Genomic DNA, 16,281 nt, shown 5'->3' on the forward strand with positions numbered 1-16,281 from the left:
TCAGGCGGCTCGGAGCCTCCGCAGGACGTACTGGTTGAGGCTCATGCCGTCCTCAGCGGCCTGGACGGCGAGTTCCCGGTGCAGGCTCTCTCCGACGCGGAGGTTGAACTTGCCCGAGTAGCTGCGCTCGGCGAACGGCTGCGGCACCTGCTCGCCCTGCTCTTGCATGTCCTCGATCACCTCACGCAGCAGATCCTCAAGCCCTTGCAGAGCCTCGATCTGGGAGGGAGCCAGCCAGGAGAGAGAGGGAAACTCGGCACAGGTGGCGACGAATTCGCGATCCTCGGCGGACCAGGTGACGCGGTAGGTGTAGTGGGTGATTTCGGGGCGGGGATCGGGCTGCATCACATGGCCTCCTTCTTGTCGATCGCCTTGAGCACTTGCCGGACCTGGTACGCCTTCGCCTTGCCTTTGTCGTTCTGGATATTCACGCGTGGGTCGCCCGCCCAGGGCGTCTTGAACACCGCGTGAGAGCTGCCGGCTTGTCGTGGCTTCCCGAAGTAGTGTTCGCATGCCCGGTAAAGATCGTTGTAGGCGATGTTCTGCTGGTTGGTCCGCATCGCTGCAACGAGCTTGTCCATGGACGGCACACGGTCAATGGTACTACCAGCGGTACCACGGTCGCAAACACTTCGCGGTGCACCTGCTGCCCGCGCCGATCTTCCGGTTCACCGCCGACCTCCAGGCCCGCCGCGGGCTCGGCCTGACCGCCCCCTGGTCCGCGAGGACGGCCGGGGGACCTAGACGTACGCCGGCCAGGCCGTCCGCCGGCTCGCGAGCCACACCGTCACCGCCCGTGGCCAGCCGCGACCGCCCGGCGGTGTCAGGGGCGGCGGCGCAGGTAGCGGGCGCGGCGGCCGGCGTCGCCGAACCCGAGCCCCCGGTACAGCACGGCGGCCGGGTTGTCGTCATTGACGCAGAGCCACGCCTCCCCAGCACCGTCACCGGCCAACGACCGCAGCGCGACGGCCATCAGGTGCGCCCCGACCCGCCGCTGCCGCCAGCCGGGAACCACGCCCACCTGGTCGACCCAGTTGTCGATGACGTTGAGGAAGCCGACGGCGGTGCCGTCGGGACCGCGGGCGATCAGCGACAGGTCCGGCCGGTACCCGTCGTCGTCCCACAGCTCGCCCAGCCACTCCTCGGCCTCGGGCGCACGGAATCCGGGCCGGTCGGCGAAGGACGCCCGGTACGTCTCGAACAGCTCGGGGCCGGCCTCCCGAACCACCGGCCCGGTGCGCACCCCGTCGGGCGGCGGCACGTCCGGCAGTGCGGCGAGGTCGTGCCGCAGCACCCACTCGACAAAGGTCCGCTCGAAGCCGCGCGCCATGAACAGGGCGTCCGCGCCGGGGCTCCCGGACTCGGTGGTGAGCAGCAGCTCGGCGCCCCCGGCCTGCTCGCCCGCCCAGTCCAGCAGCCGGCCGCCCAGACCCCGCCCGCGCCAGCCCGGATGCACCAGGCCCGTGCTGGTGGCCGGCTCCCGGCCGGTGCCCACGCCGACGGCCGCGACCAGGCGGCCATCGTGCCAGGCACCGAGGGTACGAGTCTGCAACAGCCGGGCCCGCAGCAACGGGGGACGGGCGAACAGCGGCAGCCCTCCGTCGGCGGCCAGGCATCCCCCGGCCAGCTCCGTGAGCGCCGCGAGGTGCTGCTCGCCGACATCCCCCCAGGTGAGGGCGTCCACGCCCATATCCGTCCGGTCCACCGGGATCCCTTCCTCGTGCTACTCGCCGAGAAAGTAGGCGTCGCGGAGCCCGGTGGCGTCAACGGGTTTCCGACAGGGCCGCAGCGCTCAGAGCGCCCGGGTGATCCCCTCGGTGGCGATCAGGGCGTCCCGCCGGGCCGGGTCCAGGTTGGCGCAGACCACCACGGACGCGCCCGCGACCAGCGGCGCGAGCAGCCACTTCACCGGCTCCTCGTAGTCGGGCGTGTCGACCAGCACCCGATCGCCGGGGCGCAGGCCCAGCGAGTCGGCGATGTGCCGGGCAATCTCGCCCCACGCGTGATAGCTCGTGCCGTCCGGGGTGGCCGCGAACGACGGGTGCACCGCCGCGTACGCCGGTGGGGCCGCGTCCTGCCGGCTCACCTCGGCGAGCCAGTCCCGCCACCCCTCGGGCACCTCGGCGCGCGGATGACCGAGGCCGAGCACGAACCGGTGCCGCCCGTCGGGGACGTCCTCCAGCCAGTCGTCCAGCCGCGCCCAGGACACGAGCACGGCGTCCAGCGGCTCGTCTGCGCCCTGGTCGAGGACCGGCAGCCCGGCGGTCGCCCGGGACCGGGCCGACACGGCCACACCGATCGACCAGGCGCCCAACAACACGGCGGCGGTCTGCCAGTGCGCCGGCAGCAGCACGGCCGCCCGGTCGCCGACGCCCAGCCCGCAGTCGTCGCGCAGCAGGGCGGCGGCGCGGGCGGCCCAGTCGCCCAGCTCGGCGGCGGTCAGGTCGACCCGCTCGCCGGTGGCGTCGTCGCGGAAGGTGAACAGTGGATGGTCAACGTCGCCAGCCGTCACGGCCGGGGACGGAACGGTCGCCGTGACCGCCGGGACAGTGGTCTGCTCCACGTGGCACTCCTCGGTTTCGGGTGAACTCATGGCGAGTAAGAACGCCTTGGCCCTGACCGAGTCCGCTGGCGCGGTCGCGGCACCCCGGGCAGCGCGGCGGGCGACGGCCCACCAGCCTGGTCAGGGCCGGGTGGACTCCGCGACGAAGACACCGCGACCCGGGCGGCCGACCAGCACACCCTGCTCCCGCAGCGTCGCTACCGCCCGGCTGATCGTTGACTGCGACACGTCGTACACGTCCGCCAACTCCCGGCCGGAGGGAAGCTGGGATCCAGGCGGATAGGTTCCGCTCTTGATCTTCTTCAGGAGATCGTCGAGCAGCTCGTCCATGGTGGGCGGGATAGGCACGTCAGGCCCCTTGCAGTCGGTTGGCCCGCCCAGTATCGATCAACGATTGCGGCATAGGCAACAGACGTAGCGGGGGTGACATAGGTAGGCAGATAACTCAGAGACATCCTTGACATAGGTGAATCAGTGGCGATAGCGTCGCTGTCGGTGATGCGGTGCTGCTGCGGTCGGTTGGCACCTCTCGTACCGGTCTCGCATCGCCGCCGGAAGACCCCCCGCGCCACTCCCCCGGCGCGGCCCTGCCGCCGTACCGCCGTTCGTGGCTGCGGCGGCCGGGCGGGGCGGCCTCCGCCGACTGCGACCGGCGGGGGCCGCCCCTCCACTTCGACGTGCACCCGACGAAGGGCGGTCCCCCGTGCGCCACCTGATCCGTTGGCTGACCGGCCGACAGGAGAGAACGAGACAACCCCTGCGCCCCGCGCAGATCCGCGAGCGGCGGTTCAACGTCCGCCGGCACGGGCTCGACCCGTTCGAGATCCGCGCCTTCCTGCACGAGGTCGCCGACGAACTGGCCGTCGCACAGGCAGCCGTGGTCACGGTGCGGCAGGAGAACGTACGCATCCGGCGTGCGCTGCACTCATGGCAGTGCGGCCAGTCCGGAAAGCACCGGTACCGATGAGCGGTCGCTGGGTGATCCACCTGCCGATCACCGCGCCCGACCTGCTCCGGGCGCGGATCTTCGCCCGGACGGCCACCCGCCTGCTGGCCCGGCTCAGCCGACGCGTCGACCTGGGCGAGGTGACCGTCTCGGCCGAGGACGACCAGGGCGTACGCCATCGGGTCTTCTGCGACCGGTTACTGCCCGGAGGCGCACGGTGCGCGTTGCCGACCGACCACGCCGTGCCCTGCTCCCACCGGCCCTGGTCACCGGCGCGCAACGTCCGGGCGGCCCGGTACCGGCTGCCCGACGGCTGAGCGGGTGTGGGCTGCCGACCGATCTCCTGGCCGGCCGCCTGACCGGCGGTCGCCGGATCGTCGCGGTTTCCGCGAACTCCCGGACCTACTGCACCCCATGCCGACGCGGACTCGGCCGGCGCGTCAGCCGGCGGGCAGTTTGGGGCCGCCGTCGAGCAGCGGGGCGAGCAGATCCCCCTGCTTCTCCACCCGCTTCAGCACCTCCGCAGCGGTATAGGGGCGTGCCGCCGGCCGCTTCCCGGCGGCACCGGCGGAAACCTCGTCCCAGGTCAGCGGGGTCGACACCGCCGGCACGGACTGCGCCCGCAGGGAGTACGGCGACACCGTCGTCTTCGCCGCGTTGTTCTGACTCCAGTCGATGAAGACCTTCCCAGGGCGCAGGTTCTTCGCCATCCGCGACACGACCAGCTTCGGGTGTTCCTTCTCCAACTCCTGGGCGACCCGCTTCGCGTAGTCGGACACGAGATCAGAGGACTGGGTGCCGGCGATCGGGCAGCACAACTGCATGCCCTTCTTCCCGGACGTCTTCGGGTACGAGTCGATGCCGTCGGAGGCGAGCCGGTCGCGCAGCAGCAGCGCCACCTCGCAGCACTCGCGCAGCCCGGCCGGCGACCCCGGGTCCAGGTCGACGACCATCGTGTCCGGGTGGCCGCCGATCCTCCACTGCGGCGTGTGCAGTTCCAACGCGGCGAGGTTGGCCAGCCAGACCAGGGTCGGCAGGTCGTCGGCCACCACGTAGTCGATGGTCTCCCGGCCCTTGCTCGACCCGGGGACGGGCAGCGTCTCGGTGTGCACCCAGTCGGGGGTGGCGGCCGGGGCGTTCTTCTCGAAGAAGCTCTTGTCGTCGACGCCGTTCGGGTACCGGATCCGGGTGAGCGCCCGGTCGGCCAGGTGGGGCAGGAGCACCGGGGCGATCCGGGTGTAGTAGTCGATCACCTCGCCCTTGGTGAAGCCCGCCGCCGGGTAGAGCACCTTGTCCAGGTTGGACAGCTCCAGCGAGCGCCCCTGCACGTCGACGCGGAACCGGTCACCCGGCATCGTCCACCTCCTGCGGCGGCTTGTCCGGGCGGAGCCGCAGCACGCGGGGGAAGCGCAGCCGGCCGTCCGGGGTGCGCTGACCGTACTTCACCTCGACCACCACCGCGGGCCGTACCCAGATGGCGGCTCGGGCGTCCTCGCGCGGCACGTCCCCGGAGAACGGCGACTCCCCGGTGCGCAGCGGCTCCAGCTCGCGCAGCAGCTCCCGTTCGATGGCCGCGCCGATGCCGCCGCCGACCCGGCCCCGGTAGACGAGCCGCCCCTGGGGGCCGGGCACCCCGATCAGCAGCCCACCGATCTTGCGTGCGCCGGGTCGCCAGCCGCCCACGACGAAGTCGCCGGTCACCTCCAGCTTGACCTTCACCCATTCCGGGGAGCGGACCCCGGGTCGGTAGGCCGAGCCGGCCCGCTTGGCCATCACCCCTTCGAGGCCGTGCTCGCCGGCCGCCTCGTAGGTGGCCGGGCCGTCGGTGAAGGTGGGCGGCACCGCCCACCGGGCAGCGCCGAGGCCCAGCCCGTCCAGCAGCTCCCGCCGCTCCCGCCACGGCCGCCCCGTCAGGTCCGCGCCACCCAGCCGGAGCAGGTCGAAGATCATGTACGTCACCGGCACGGTCGCCGCGAGCCGGGCCGCCTTCGCCGCGTCCCGCACGTGCATCCGCTCGGCCAAGGCGGTGAACGAGGGCTGGCCGACCTGGTTGAGCAGCACCACCTCGCCGTCGAGCAGCGCGTCGTCGACCTGCTCGCCGAGGGTGATCAGCTCCGGGTACGCGGTGGTGATCTCCGCGCCGGAGCGGGCGTACAGGTGTTGCCGGCCGGTGGTGATGTCGGCCAGCGCGCGTACGCCGTCCCACTTGAACTCGTACGCCCAGTCGGCGCCGGCGGGCAGCGGGCCGGTCATCGCGAGCATCGGCTTCAACGGCGCGCCGGGCATTTCTCGACTGTAGTAGGGCAATCGAAGTGCTCGCGCCCGCTTCGATCCTTTGGGATCCTGAGCTGAACCGGGGAGAGGAGTGGGGTATGCGGGCGATCTGGAAGGGGGCGGTCTCGTTCGGGCTGGTCTCGATCGCGGTGAAGCTCTATTCGGCCACCGAGGAGAAAGACATCCGCTTCCACCAGGTGCACCGGGAGGACGGCGGGCGCATCCGCTACAAACGCACCTGCTCCGTCTGCGGTGAGGAGGTCACCTACGACGACATCGCCAAGGGGTACGACATCGGCGGCGGCGAGATGGTGATCCTGACCGACTCCGACTTCGCCGACCTGCCGCTGACCACATCGCGCGCCATCGACGTACTGGAGTTCGTCCCGGCGGAGCAGGTCGACCCGATCCTCTACAACAAGGCGTACTTCCTGGAGCCGGAGGGCGCGGCGACCAAGCCGTACGTGCTGTTGCGCGACGCGCTCACCGACTCGGAGCGGGTGGCGATCGTGAAGGTGGCGCTGCGCCAGCGGGAGCAGCTCGCCACCCTGCGGGTCCGGGAGGGGGTGCTGCTGCTCAACACGATGCTCTGGCCGGACGAGGTGCGTACCCCGGACTTCGGCTTCCTGGGCGAGGACCTGAAGGTCCGGCCCCCGGAGCTGGCGATGGCCAGCTCGCTGATCGACTCGATGGCCGGGGAGTTCGAGCCGGACGTCTTCACCGACGACTACCGGGCCGCGTTGCAGGAGGTCATCGACGCGAAGGTGGAGGGCCGGGAGGTCGTCCAGCCGGAGGAGGTCGAGGAGGCCCCGGCCGCGGCGGTGGACCTGATGGCCGCGCTGAAGGCGTCGGTGGAGCGGGCCCGGGCGGCGCGCGGCGAGCAGCCGGCGGCCGGTGGCGGGGAACCGACCCCGATCACCTCGGCCCGGTCGGCGAAGAAGGCGGCCAAGGCCCCGGCGAAGAAGACGGCCGAGAAGAAGGCCGGGGGTACGAAGAAGGCGGCCACGAAGAAGGCCGCGGAGTCCGACGCCGCGAAGAAGGCCCCGGCCAGGAAGGCCGCGCCGAAGAAGGCTCCCCGCAAGACCGCCTAGGGGTGCGGCGGCGGGGCCCGGTCGACCGTCGGGCCCCCGCCGCCCGCGTCAGCCGCGGCCGAGCTTCTGCGTGGGGGTGACCCGGACGATCACCCGCTCCTCGCCGGGCTGCCGGAACGGGTAGGTGTCCTGCCCGAGGTACTTCTGCGCCATCCGGTCGATGTGCTCGTCGGCGCCCTCCTCGACCAGTTCGGTGGTGCCCTTCACCCACAGGGTGCGGAAGTCGTCGGCCTTGTCGACGACGGAGACCGCGACCATCGGGTTGCGCTGGATGTTGTTGTACTTCTGCCGCCCCTTGGCCGTGTTGAACACGATGTGCTGACCGTCGGTGTCCACCCACACCGGCGTCACGTGCGGGGTGCCGTCCGGCTCGATGGTGGCCACGTGGGCGAGCTGCGGTTCGGCCAGCAGGGCCAGGTCTGCTTCGGTGAGGATCGCCATGGTCGTGAAACTACCCCCGTCGGGGGCCCTGCATCGGGCAACCCCGGCCAAAGGGCAGCGACCGGACGGGACCGGACGGACGGGCGTCACGGGCAGAAACGGGACGGGCGGGACCGGACGGGAACCGGCCGAGGCAGCACCGAGGGGAGCAGGGCGGGTACCGTGTGCGCTGGCCTCGGCAGCGGCCGCCGGGCCCCCCACCTCTTGATCAGGGAGTCGACGTGAGCGAGCGTGTGCAGAACCGGTCGGCGGGCCAGGGCCCGGGCGGCAAGGCGGAGCGGCGACTGGGTCTCCAGTTGGCGGCGAAGAAGGCCGCCGAGGCGAAGCGCCGCCGGCAGTCCATCCTCGGTGCGCTCTCCGGCCTCGCCGTCGTGGCGATCCTGGTCGGGGTCTTCGTCGTCGTGAACCAGGGCGACGACGACGCTCCGGGTGAGTTCGCGTCCGCCCCGTCGGCCGGGGCCAGCGCCCCGTCGGCCGGGCCCACCGCGCCGCCCGCCCAGCAGCTTCCCGAGGGGGCGGACCCGGCGCTGGCCACCAAGCCGAAGGTCGAGGCGGGCAAGGGCGAGCTGAAGAAGCTCGGCGTGACCACGCTGATCAAGGGCAAGGGCCCGGCGGTCAAGTCCGGCCAGCAGATCACCACCAACTACGTGGGCGTGTTCTACAAGGACGGCAAGGAGTTCGACGCGTCCTGGAAGACCGGCCAGCCGGCCACCTTCGCGATCGGCGTGGGGCAGGTTATCAAGGGCTGGGATCAGGGCCTGGTCGGGGTGAACGTGGGCAGCCGGGTGCAGCTCGACCTGCCCGCCGAGCTGGCGTACGGCAACGACGCCTCCGGCGGCCGGCCGGCCGGCCCGTTGCGGTTCGTCGTCGACGTGCTCGCCGCCCAGTAGCCCGCGCGGTCATGCGGTAGTTCACAGCGGTCTTCCTTCCGGTCGCCCACGACCAGTAGGTTCGGGGTCACCGTGGGCGGTTCCGGCCGCGCCGCGGTGATTCCCGAACCGACGCGGAGGTGCACGTGGCGGCGCTGGACGACCCGGGTCTCGCCCGGCTGATGTGGACACACTTCGAGCCGGTGCACGCGGTCACCTACTTCCATCCGCGCTCCCGTGCCGCCTACGAGGCGGTCGGGCTGCGCGGCTACTGGCGGGGCTACTTCGCCGGCCGGTCCGCCCCGCTGGGCGCCACCGAGGCGGCCCCGATCGTCGCGGCGTTCTTCAGCTTCGCCCCGCACATGGTGGCCCGGGCGCTGCCGGCGGTGTGGCGGCTGGTCACCCCGGAGGAGGCGCTGCGGGCCCGGCTCACCGGTGCGGTGCAGGCACTGGCCGAGCTGACGTACGAGCTGCCGGAGGGGCACCTCGCCGAGGCCGCCGGGCTGCTGGAGACGGCCGCCCGCGCGGCGCAGCCCGCCGGCCGGGTGCTGGGGGCCGCGAACGCCGCCCTGCCGGCCGCCGAGTACCCGCTGGCCCGACTCTGGCAGGCGGCCACCACCCTGCGCGAGCACCGGGGCGACGGGCACGTCGCCGCGCTGGTCGCGGCGGGCCTGGACCCGGCGGAGACGCTGGCCTGGAAGGTGGCGGACGGCATGGCGCCGATGAACCTGCTGGGCCGGGGCTGGTCCGAGGAGCAGTGGCGGGCGGCGGCCGGCCGGCTCGTCGAGCGGGGCTGGTTGACGCCCGACGGCGAGCCGACCGGGCACGGACGGGCCGCGTTCCGGGCCGTCGAGGACGCCACCGACCTGGCGGCCACCCACCCGTGGCGGGCGCTCGGCGCGGACGGCGCGGAGCGGCTACGGGAGCTGCTCGGCCCGATCGCCCGCGCCGGTCACACGGTGATCCCGCCGGGCAGCCCCATCGGCCTGCCCCCGCTGCCGGCCTGAGGCCGGCCCGCCGCCCCGGCTGGGGCAGGATGGGGGCGTGGCTGATGCGGTGGTCTTCGACCTGGACGGCGTGATCGTGGACTCCGAGCCGGTCTGGGAGGAGGTCCGCCGGGCGTACGTGGCGACGCACGGCGGCAGTTGGCAGCCGGACACCCAGCGCCGGCTGATGGGGATGAGCACCGGCGAGTGGGCCCGGTACCTCAGCGGTGAACTGGGCGTCGACCGGACGGCCGAGCAGGTCGCCGCCGAGGTGGTCGACGAGATGACCCGGCGGTACGCGGAGCGCGTACCGGTGATCGACGGGGCCGACCAGGTGGTGCGCCGGCTGGCGGCGCGGTGGCCGCTCGGGCTGGCCAGTTCCTCGCCGACCCGGCTGATCGCGGCGGCGCTGGCCGCGACGGGCCTGACCGACGCGTTCGGGGCGACGCTGTCGACCGAGGAGACCGCGCACGGCAAGCCCGCCCCCGACGTGTACCTGGCCGTCGCCGGGCGGCTCGGCGTCGACCCGTCCCGCTGCGTCGCGGTGGAGGACTCCTCCAACGGGGTGCGGTCGGCCGCCGCCGCCGGGATGCGGGTGGTGGCGGTGCCGCACGGGGCGTACCCGTTGGACCCGGACGCCGAGCGGCTCGCGGCCGTGGTGCTGCCGACGGTGGGCGACCTGACCCCGGAGGTCGTCGCCGGCCTCGGCTGAGCGATCCCGAATCGGTGCGGGCGCTGGCGACTACTGGGTGTTGACGATCAGCCCGATGTGGGTGAAGTAGTTCAGCGCGCCGAAGAGCAGGAACGCGAGTCCGGCGAGGCCCCAGGCCCAGCCCGCGATCAGCAGCAGCGGGCGGCGCAGGCGGCGCAGCGCGAACGGGAAGAGTACGGCGCCGACCCCGACCAGCACGTACAGCCCGGAGATGAAGGTGGCCTCGACGAGGGGATAGTCGGCGAACTGTCCGGAGATCGGCTCTTCGGGCGGGGCCGCGAAGAGGGTGTACGTCCAGCCTGCGGCGGCGATCGCGAAGCAGGCGAGGCCGAGCGCGAAGACGAACACCGAGATGGGCGCGAGGAGCCGTTGCGTGTACCGGAGCCGCTCGTCGGCAGCCACCGGCTCGCGGCCCTCGATGTCCCCGGCTCTCCCGGCGAAGAGGGGCGCCCGGCGCCACAGCACGAACCCGGCGGCCAGCAGCAGCACGCCGAAGGCGAGCGCGGGTTCACCGAAGATGATGTTGTCGAAGGCGAAGCCGCCGCTGGCCAGGGGCCAGGTGAGCGTCATGTGCAGACCGGTCGCGGCGAGGATGGCCCCGAGGACGACGAAGGCCATTGCCCATCCCTCGGCGACGATCTCCTGCCGTTGGAGCACCTGCCGGCCGAGCGCGACGACCAGCAGCAGGCCGACGCCGGCGGCGAGCGACATGATGGTGTTGTAGGTGGGCATCTCCACCCAGTTGATCTTCAATCCGTCCTGAGCGAGCGTGTCCGTCGCCATGCCGCCTCCAACGCCGTCGAGGTACGCCGCCGGAGAGCGGCACCCACTCACCGCGCTGTCCCCGTCGTAGCACCCGGGAAACCCCGCTGGTGGAAGTCCGCGCAGGTCAGCGGGGTCCGGCAGCGCGATCGTCCACTCGCCGGCGGCGGTCCCTGCGGGCCACGGGCGAACGGGGTTGCGCGTTCTCGGCCGGCCGGGTTGCGCGTGCACGGTCGGGTTGCGCGTGCGCCGGCCGGGTTGCGCGTTGTGCCGGTCGGGTTGCGCTTGCGCCGGCCGGGAGCGCCGGAATGATCAGGGCCCACCGGGGTACGGCGGAACGCACGTCCCGACGTGAGGAGGCGACGATGAGGGCGATCGTGTACGAGACCGGTGGTGACGCCTCGGTGCTGTACCTGGTCGACCGGCGGGTGCCCGAGCCGGGGCCCGGCGAGGTCCTGGTCCGGGTGGCCGTCTCCGGGGTCAACCCGACCGACTGGAAGTCCCGCCGGCAGGGGCCGCCGGCCGGCTGGCAGATTCCGGGGCAGGACGGCGCCGGGGTGGTGGAGGCGGTCGGCGCGGGCGTGGACCGGAACCTGATCGGCGAGCGGGTGTGGATCTGGGAGGCCGCCTGGCAGCGGCCCTGGGGCACCGCCGCCGAGTACACGGTGGTGCCGGTCCGGCAGGCGGTCCCGCTCGGCGGCGCTTCCTTCGACCTCGGGGCGAGCCTGGGCATCCCGTTCCTCACCGCACACCGCTGCCTGACGGCCGGGGAGTTCATGCCCGACGGGCTGCACGCCGGCGCGCTGACCGACCACACGGTGCTGGTGCAGGGCGGGGCGGGCGCGGTCGGCAACGCGGCGATCCAGTTGGCCCGCTGGGCCGACGCCACCGTGATCACCACCGTGAGCAGCGCGGAGAAGGCGAACCTGGCGGCGGCGGCCGGGGCCTCGTTCGTGATCAACTATCGCGAGCAGGACGTGGTCGAGGAGGCCCGCAAGATCGCCCCCGACGGGGTGCACACGATCGTCGAGGTCTCGGCGGCGAAGAACGCGGCGGCCGACGTCCAGCTGCTGCGCCGGGGCGGGGCGGTCTGCGTCTACGCCGACGACGGCGGGGACGAGGTGACCCTGCCGATCCGGCCGCTGATGGTGCCGAACGCCCGCTGGCAGTTCGTGCTGGTCTACACGGCCCCGACGGCGGCGAAGGCGCAGGCGGTCAACGACGTGGCTGCGGCGGTGGCGCAGGGTGGCGTACGGGTGGGCGCGGAGGCCGGCCTGCCGCTGCACCGCCACCCGCTGGCCGACACGGCGGCGGCACATCGGGCGGTGGAGCGTTCGGTGGTCGGCAAGGTGCTGGTCAGCACGGCCGGCTGAGCGGCGTTCACCGGCTGTTTTCCCCGACGTTGGGACAGAGCCGAACGAGTTTCGCGACAATGGCAGTGCGGGGCCGCGCCGTGGAGGAACGGGACGGCCCGCACATGAGACGGGCGGCCCCGGCGCGGTGCGAACGCCGGGGCCGCCCCTGGGGAGGGATGTTTAGGAGTACGTCCCTGCCCCTTCAGGCGAAGATGCGCCTGAAAGCGTTACGGGGTTGTCAGCTCCCGGACACTCAGCCCGCCGTCGGCGTACCGGGAGCGGACCACCTTCTTGTCGAACTTTCCGACGCTGGTCTTGGGCACCTCGTCGATGAAGGACCACCGCTCCGGGAGCTGCCAGCGCGCCACCGACCTCGCGAGGAAGTCGCGCAGCTCCTCGGCGCTCACCTCGGTGCCCTCGCGGACCACCACGGTGGCCAGCGGGCGCTCGTCCCAGCGCTCGTCCGGCACGCCCACCACGCAGGCCTCGAGCACGGCCGGGTGGGCCATCAGGGCGTTCTCCAGCTCCACCGAGGAGATCCACTCACCGCCGGACTTGATCACGTCCTTGGCCCGGTCGGTGAGCGTGATGTAGCCGTCGGGCGAGAGCGTGCCGACGTCTCCGGTGCGCAGCCAGCCGTCGCGGAACTTCTCCTCGTCCGGGGCGTCCTCCCCGACGTACCGGGAGGTCACCCACGGCCCGCGGACCTCCAGCTCGCCGACGGAGGTCCCGTCGGCGGGCAGCGGCTCGCCCAGCGGGCCGACGATCCGCGCGGCGACCCCGGCCGGGACCCGGCCCTGGGTGTACCGGTAGCCCCAGGCGTCCTCGCCGGTCGCGCCGGCCGGCGGCCGGGCCACCGAGCCGAGCGGCGACATCTCGGTCATCCCCCAGGCGTGGATCACGTCGATGTGGTGCCGGTCGTCGAACGCGTGCATCAGCGCGGGCGGGCACGCCGACCCGCCGACGATCACCTCCCGCAACGAGGAGATGTCCACGTCGTGGGTGTCCAGGTGGGCCAGCAGGTCGTTCCAGATGGTCGGCACCGCGCCGGCCAGGGTGGGCCGCTCGGCGGCGATCATCTCGGCGATCGGGGCGGCCTGGAGGAACCGGTCCGGCATGATCAGCGACGCGCCGGAGAGGAACGCCGCGTACGGCAGCCCCCAGGACATCGCGTGGAACATCGGCACGATGGTCAGCTCGCGGTGCGTCGGCCCGAGGCCGAACCCCTCCGGCAGGCAGACCTGGAGCGAGTGCAGATAGATCGAGCGGTGCGAGTAGGCGACCCCCTTGGGGTTGCCGGTGGTGCCGGAGGTGTAGCAGAGGGCCGCGGCGTCGCGCTCGTCCACCTCCGGCCAGTCGAAGACCTCCGGCCTCCCGGCCAGCAGGGCGTCCCAGTGGTGTACGGCGATCCGGTCGCCCGCCGCCGCCACCAGCGGGGCGGGGTCGCCGCCGCCGACCACCACCACGTGCCGCACGGTGGCCATCCCGCCGATGACCCGGGCCAGCAGCGGGATCAGCGTCGAGTCGACCAGCACCACCCGGTCCTGCGCGTGGTTGGCGATGTAGGTGACCTGGTCGGGGAAGAGCCGGATGTTGAGCGTGTGCAGCACCGCGCCCATGCTCGGCACGGCGAAGTACGCCACCAGGTGCTCGGCGTTGTTCCACATGAACGTGGCGACCCGCTCGTCGCCGGTCACGCAGCACTCGTCGCGCAGCGCGTGGGCCAGCCGGGCGGCCGTCCGCCCCACCTCGGCGTACGACATGCGGCGGGGCTCACCGCCGGTCCAGGTGACCACCTCGGCCGCGCCGTGCACCGTCGCGCCGTGGTCGAGGATCCGGGCGACCTGAAGGGGAGCGTCCATCATCGTGCTACGCATGAGTAAGAAGCTAGTGTCGGCGGTCACACGTTGGGAACCCCCGTAGGTTGTCCAGATGAGCATCTCCTGGGCCGACTCGTACGTGGGGCAACTCCGCGCCCTGGCCGGTGACCGCACCCTCATGTTCGTCGGCGCCCGCGCGGTGGTCCGCGACAGCGCCGGGCGAGTACTGCTGATCAGGCGTTCCGACAACGGCCAGTGGGCGATGCCGGCCGGCGCGATGGAGCTGGGCGAGTCCATCGCCGACTGCGCGGTCCGCGAGGTGCGCGAGGAGACCGGGCTGCGCGCCCTGCGGGTCAGCGCGTTCACCCTCTACACCGGGCCGGACCACATCAACACCAACATGTACGGCCACACCTACCAGATCTTCACGGTCGCGTTCCGGGTCGAGGACTGGGACGGCGAACTGACCCGGGTCACCGACGAGACGACCGACGCGGGATTCTTCCCGCGCGAGCGGCTCCCCACCCCGCTCTCCGCGTCGGTCACCGAGACCCTCGCCGACCTGGACGTCTTCGAGCAGACCAACCGGCTGATCCTCAAGTGAGCCCCGCTGATCATCGCGTGAGCCCGGCGCCGGCCGACGCCTGATCCCCGGACGGCCCCGCCCGGGGGTCAGAGCATGGTCTGGCTCTTGGCCTCCATGTCGGTGGCGGCCTCGTCCTTCGACTCCTTCGCCAACGGCCGGCCGCCGGGGGCGGGCGCCCTGCCGCCGAGCGGGTCGGCGCCGCCGGTGGCGCCCTGCGGGCCGGTGCCGCGAAGCTGCTCGTTCGGCATGAGCAGGGTCAGCAGCACCGCCAGCACGGCGATCAGCCCGGTGGTGAGGAAGACCAGGTGCAGCGACTCGACGAACGCGCCCTGGACGGCGGCGCGGACCGGGCCGGGCAGGGCCAGGATCGTCGCCGGGTCGTTGATCGAGATACTCGTACCGCCCTGGGCCGCCACCGCGGCCCGCTGGTCCGGCGGAAGCTGGGCGATTGCGCCCGGCAGCCGGTCGGCGAGCTGGCCGGTGAGCCGGGAGGACAGCACCGTCCCGAGGATCGCCACCCCGAACGAGCCGCCCAACGACCGGAAGAACGTCACCGACGACGTGCCCGCACCCAGGTCCCGGACGTCCACCGCGTTCTGCACGGCGAGGATCAGCGACTGCATGCACAGACCCAGCCCGACGCCGATCACCACCATGTAGCCGAAGGCCAGCCAGAGCGACGTGGTGACCTGGAGCCGGGTGAACAGCAGCATGCCGGCGAGCAGCGCCGCCGAGCCGGCCACCGGGAACCACTTGTACCGGCCGATCCGGCTCATCGCCCGGCCGGTCAGGATCGAGGTGACGATGATGCCGGCCATCATCGGCAGCATCAGCAGACCGCTGCGGGTCGGCGACGCGCCCCGGACGATCTGGAGGTACAGCGGGATGAAGATGATCGACCCGAACATCACCAGGCCGATGACGAAGCCGGCACCGTTGGCCAGCGCGAACGTCCGGCTGCGGAACAGCCGCAGCGGCAGGATCGGCTCACCCACCCTGGCCTCCTGGACCAGGAAGAGCACGGCCAGCACCGCGCCGGCCACGAACAAGCCGATGATCAGGCCGGAGCCCCAGGCGTACGAGGTGCCGCCCCAGCTCAGCGCGAGCAGCACGCAGCTCACCCCGACGACCAGCAGCCCCGCGCCGAGCCAGTCGATCGTGTGCTCCCGCCGCTCGAACGGGATCAACCGCAGGACGTGGTAGCAGACCACGATGGCCAGGATCGCCAGCGGCACGTTGACGTAGAAGATCCACCGCCAGTTCGTCTCGGCGAAGTAGCCGCCGACCAGCGGCCCGGCCACCGAGGAGATGCCGAACACCGCCCCGAACAGGCCCTGGTAGCGGCCCCGCTCCCGGGGCGACACCACGTCCGAGATGATGGTGAACGCCAGCGTCATCAGGCCGCCCGCGCCGAGGCCCTGCACCCCACGGGTCACGATGAGCTGGGTCATGTCCCGCGACAGCCCGGCGAGCAGCGAGCCGAGCAGGAACGTGCCGATCGAGAAGAGGAAGACCGGGCGGCGCCCGTACAGGTCCGCCATCTTGCCGTACAGCGGGGTGGAGGCCGTGGACGCGAGCAGGTACGCGGTGACCACCCAGGAGTAGTGCTCGATCCCGCCCAGCTCGCCGACGATGGTGGGCAGCGCCGTGCCGACGATCGTCTGGTCCAGCGCGGCGAGCAGCATGCCCGTCATCAGGCCGAACATGAGCAGGCGGAGCTGGCGGGCGGTCAGCGTCGGTCGGGCGTTGGCTTCGCTGGTCACCCCGCCTTCTATCCCGTACGGCGCGGATCATGCCCGGTGCCGGGGTTCCTTCGACGCCCGCGCCACGACGGGCGGGCTCCCGGCCCCGACGGCGGCCGACCGGCGTCAGGGCC

19 protein-coding genes are annotated in these 16,281 nt (G+C 72.5%); 8 read left to right on the forward strand and 11 right to left on the reverse strand.

The genetic code is table 11. The annotated features are described in order from the left end of the window. The 5 genes from ABT023_RS11355 to ABT023_RS11375 all read right to left on the reverse strand — a co-directional run bounded on the left by ABT023_RS11355 (position 1) and on the right by ABT023_RS11375 (position 2,893). The gene (locus tag ABT023_RS11355) at positions 1–345 is read right to left on the reverse strand and encodes a type II toxin-antitoxin system HicB family antitoxin (protein WP_161689146.1); all 345 of its coding nucleotides are present in this window, start codon (positions 343–345) and stop codon (positions 1–3) included. After that, positions 345–581, reverse strand: coding sequence for a toxin HicA (locus ABT023_RS11360; protein ID WP_235966394.1), 237 nt, complete (start codon positions 579–581; stop codon positions 345–347). The genes ABT023_RS11355 and ABT023_RS11360 overlap by 1 nt, the downstream gene beginning before the upstream one ends. Before the next feature lie 242 nt (positions 582–823). Then, entirely contained in the window at positions 824–1,705 is an 882-nt protein-coding gene (locus ABT023_RS11365) for a GNAT family N-acetyltransferase (RefSeq protein WP_350884186.1), read from the reverse strand. 87 nt (positions 1,706–1,792) lie between these two features. Beyond that, positions 1,793–2,563, reverse strand: a complete 771-nt coding sequence (locus ABT023_RS11370) for a TIGR03089 family protein (protein WP_350884188.1) — start codon at positions 2,561–2,563, stop codon at positions 1,793–1,795. 120 nt (positions 2,564–2,683) lie between these two features. After that, positions 2,684–2,893: a GntR family transcriptional regulator gene (locus ABT023_RS11375; protein WP_350884331.1), complete on the reverse strand. Its 210-nt coding sequence runs from the start codon at positions 2,891–2,893 to the stop codon at positions 2,684–2,686. 373 nt (positions 2,894–3,266) lie between these two features. Here ABT023_RS11375 and ABT023_RS11380 point away from each other — a divergent pair, with 373 nt between their 5' ends. Together ABT023_RS11380 and ABT023_RS11385 are read left to right on the forward strand one after the other, a co-directional pair. Beyond that, on the forward strand, positions 3,267–3,530 hold the full coding sequence (locus ABT023_RS11380; RefSeq protein WP_350884190.1) for a DivIVA domain-containing protein: 264 nt from the start codon (positions 3,267–3,269) through the stop codon (positions 3,528–3,530). Further along, complete coding sequence (locus tag ABT023_RS11385) at positions 3,527–3,826, forward strand: hypothetical protein (protein WP_350884192.1); 300 nt, start codon at positions 3,527–3,529, stop codon at positions 3,824–3,826. The genes ABT023_RS11380 and ABT023_RS11385 overlap by 4 nt, the downstream gene beginning before the upstream one ends. 123 nt (positions 3,827–3,949) lie before the next feature. Here the strand turns inward: ABT023_RS11385 and ligD (ABT023_RS11390) are convergent, their stop codons facing one another. After that, the gene (gene ligD, locus ABT023_RS11390) at positions 3,950–4,864 is read right to left on the reverse strand and encodes a non-homologous end-joining DNA ligase (protein WP_350884194.1); all 915 of its coding nucleotides are present in this window, start codon (positions 4,862–4,864) and stop codon (positions 3,950–3,952) included. Further along, on the reverse strand, positions 4,854–5,795 hold the full coding sequence (ligD, locus tag ABT023_RS11395) for a non-homologous end-joining DNA ligase (protein ID WP_350884196.1): 942 nt from the start codon (positions 5,793–5,795) through the stop codon (positions 4,854–4,856). The genes ligD (ABT023_RS11390) and ligD (ABT023_RS11395) overlap by 11 nt, the downstream gene beginning before the upstream one ends. 86 nt (positions 5,796–5,881) lie before the next feature. On the opposite strand from ligD (ABT023_RS11395), the gene ku reads away from it, so the two are divergent. Beyond that, positions 5,882–6,874: a non-homologous end joining protein Ku gene (gene ku, locus ABT023_RS11400; RefSeq protein WP_350884198.1), complete on the forward strand. Its 993-nt coding sequence runs from the start codon at positions 5,882–5,884 to the stop codon at positions 6,872–6,874. A gap of 48 nt (positions 6,875–6,922) precedes the next feature. On the opposite strand, the gene ABT023_RS11405 is transcribed toward ku, so the two are convergent. After that, positions 6,923–7,315 carry a PPOX class F420-dependent oxidoreductase gene (locus tag ABT023_RS11405; protein ID WP_161689135.1) on the reverse strand — a complete coding sequence of 131 codons (393 nt, stop codon included), beginning with the start codon at positions 7,313–7,315 and terminating at the stop codon, positions 6,923–6,925. A 221-nt stretch (positions 7,316–7,536) separates the two neighbouring features. Between ABT023_RS11405 and ABT023_RS11410 the strand changes: the two genes are divergently transcribed. From ABT023_RS11410 to ABT023_RS11420, 3 genes are all read left to right on the forward strand, one after another. Further along, on the forward strand, positions 7,537–8,205 hold the full coding sequence (locus ABT023_RS11410) for an FKBP-type peptidyl-prolyl cis-trans isomerase (protein WP_350884200.1): 669 nt from the start codon (positions 7,537–7,539) through the stop codon (positions 8,203–8,205). Between the two features lie 161 nt (positions 8,206–8,366). Further along, a complete protein-coding gene (locus ABT023_RS11415) occupies positions 8,367–9,191 on the forward strand; it encodes an SCO6745 family protein (RefSeq protein ID WP_350884333.1) in 825 nt (274 codons plus the stop codon). 37 nt (positions 9,192–9,228) lie between these two features. Beyond that, positions 9,229–9,882: an HAD family hydrolase gene (locus ABT023_RS11420; RefSeq protein WP_350884202.1), complete on the forward strand. Its 654-nt coding sequence runs from the start codon at positions 9,229–9,231 to the stop codon at positions 9,880–9,882. A 30-nt stretch (positions 9,883–9,912) separates the two neighbouring features. Here ABT023_RS11420 and ABT023_RS11425 read toward each other — a convergent pair whose 3' ends face one another. Further along, entirely contained in the window at positions 9,913–10,665 is a 753-nt protein-coding gene (locus ABT023_RS11425) for a DUF981 family protein (RefSeq protein ID WP_350884204.1), read from the reverse strand. A 344-nt stretch (positions 10,666–11,009) separates the two neighbouring features. Here ABT023_RS11425 and ABT023_RS11430 point away from each other — a divergent pair, with 344 nt between their 5' ends. Further along, positions 11,010–12,017, forward strand: a complete 1,008-nt coding sequence (locus ABT023_RS11430; protein ID WP_350884206.1) for an NADPH:quinone reductase — start codon at positions 11,010–11,012, stop codon at positions 12,015–12,017. Between the two features lie 209 nt (positions 12,018–12,226). Here the strand turns inward: ABT023_RS11430 and ABT023_RS11435 are convergent, their stop codons facing one another. Then, positions 12,227–13,876 carry a fatty acid--CoA ligase gene (locus tag ABT023_RS11435; protein ID WP_350884208.1) on the reverse strand — a complete coding sequence of 550 codons (1,650 nt, stop codon included), beginning with the start codon at positions 13,874–13,876 and terminating at the stop codon, positions 12,227–12,229. A 55-nt stretch (positions 13,877–13,931) separates the two neighbouring features. Here ABT023_RS11435 and ABT023_RS11440 point away from each other — a divergent pair, with 55 nt between their 5' ends. Further along, entirely contained in the window at positions 13,932–14,423 is a 492-nt protein-coding gene (locus ABT023_RS11440) for an NUDIX domain-containing protein (RefSeq protein WP_350884210.1), read from the forward strand. 68 nt (positions 14,424–14,491) lie between these two features. Here the strand turns inward: ABT023_RS11440 and ABT023_RS11445 are convergent, their stop codons facing one another. Continuing rightward, on the reverse strand, positions 14,492–16,168 hold the full coding sequence (locus ABT023_RS11445) for an MDR family MFS transporter (RefSeq protein WP_350884212.1): 1,677 nt from the start codon (positions 16,166–16,168) through the stop codon (positions 14,492–14,494). Positions 16,169–16,281: the final 113 nt, after the last annotated feature.

The sequence above is a fragment of the Micromonospora sp. NPDC002296 genome (assembly GCF_040296145.1).
GTDB lineage: Bacteria > Actinomycetota > Actinomycetes > Mycobacteriales > Micromonosporaceae > Micromonospora.

What these genes read in the sequence shown, in the direction of transcription:
- ABT023_RS11355 (WP_161689146.1), bottom strand. Translation starts at nt 345, where the DNA reads ATGCAGCCCGATCCCCGCCCCGAAATCACCCACTACACCTACCGCGTC.
- ABT023_RS11360 (WP_235966394.1), bottom strand. Translation starts at nt 581, where the DNA reads ATGGACAAGCTCGTTGCAGCGATGCGGACCAACCAGCAGAACATCGCC.
- ABT023_RS11375 (WP_350884331.1), bottom strand. Translation starts at nt 2,893, where the DNA reads ATGGACGAGCTGCTCGACGATCTCCTGAAGAAGATCAAGAGCGGAACC.
- ABT023_RS11385 (WP_350884192.1), top strand. Translation starts at nt 3,527, where the DNA reads ATGAGCGGTCGCTGGGTGATCCACCTGCCGATCACCGCGCCCGACCTG.
- ligD (WP_350884194.1), bottom strand. Translation starts at nt 4,864, where the DNA reads ATGCCGGGTGACCGGTTCCGCGTCGACGTGCAGGGGCGCTCGCTGGAG.
- ligD (WP_350884196.1), bottom strand. Translation starts at nt 5,795, where the DNA reads ATGCCCGGCGCGCCGTTGAAGCCGATGCTCGCGATGACCGGCCCGCTG.
- ku (WP_350884198.1), top strand. Translation starts at nt 5,882, where the DNA reads ATGCGGGCGATCTGGAAGGGGGCGGTCTCGTTCGGGCTGGTCTCGATC.
- ABT023_RS11405 (WP_161689135.1), bottom strand. Translation starts at nt 7,315, where the DNA reads ATGGCGATCCTCACCGAAGCAGACCTGGCCCTGCTGGCCGAACCGCAG.
- ABT023_RS11415 (WP_350884333.1), top strand. Translation starts at nt 8,367, where the DNA reads ATGTGGACACACTTCGAGCCGGTGCACGCGGTCACCTACTTCCATCCG.
- ABT023_RS11425 (WP_350884204.1), bottom strand. Translation starts at nt 10,665, where the DNA reads ATGGCGACGGACACGCTCGCTCAGGACGGATTGAAGATCAACTGGGTG.
- ABT023_RS11430 (WP_350884206.1), top strand. Translation starts at nt 11,010, where the DNA reads ATGAGGGCGATCGTGTACGAGACCGGTGGTGACGCCTCGGTGCTGTAC.
- ABT023_RS11435 (WP_350884208.1), bottom strand. Translation starts at nt 13,876, where the DNA reads ATGCGTAGCACGATGATGGACGCTCCCCTTCAGGTCGCCCGGATCCTC.
- ABT023_RS11440 (WP_350884210.1), top strand. Translation starts at nt 13,932, where the DNA reads ATGAGCATCTCCTGGGCCGACTCGTACGTGGGGCAACTCCGCGCCCTG.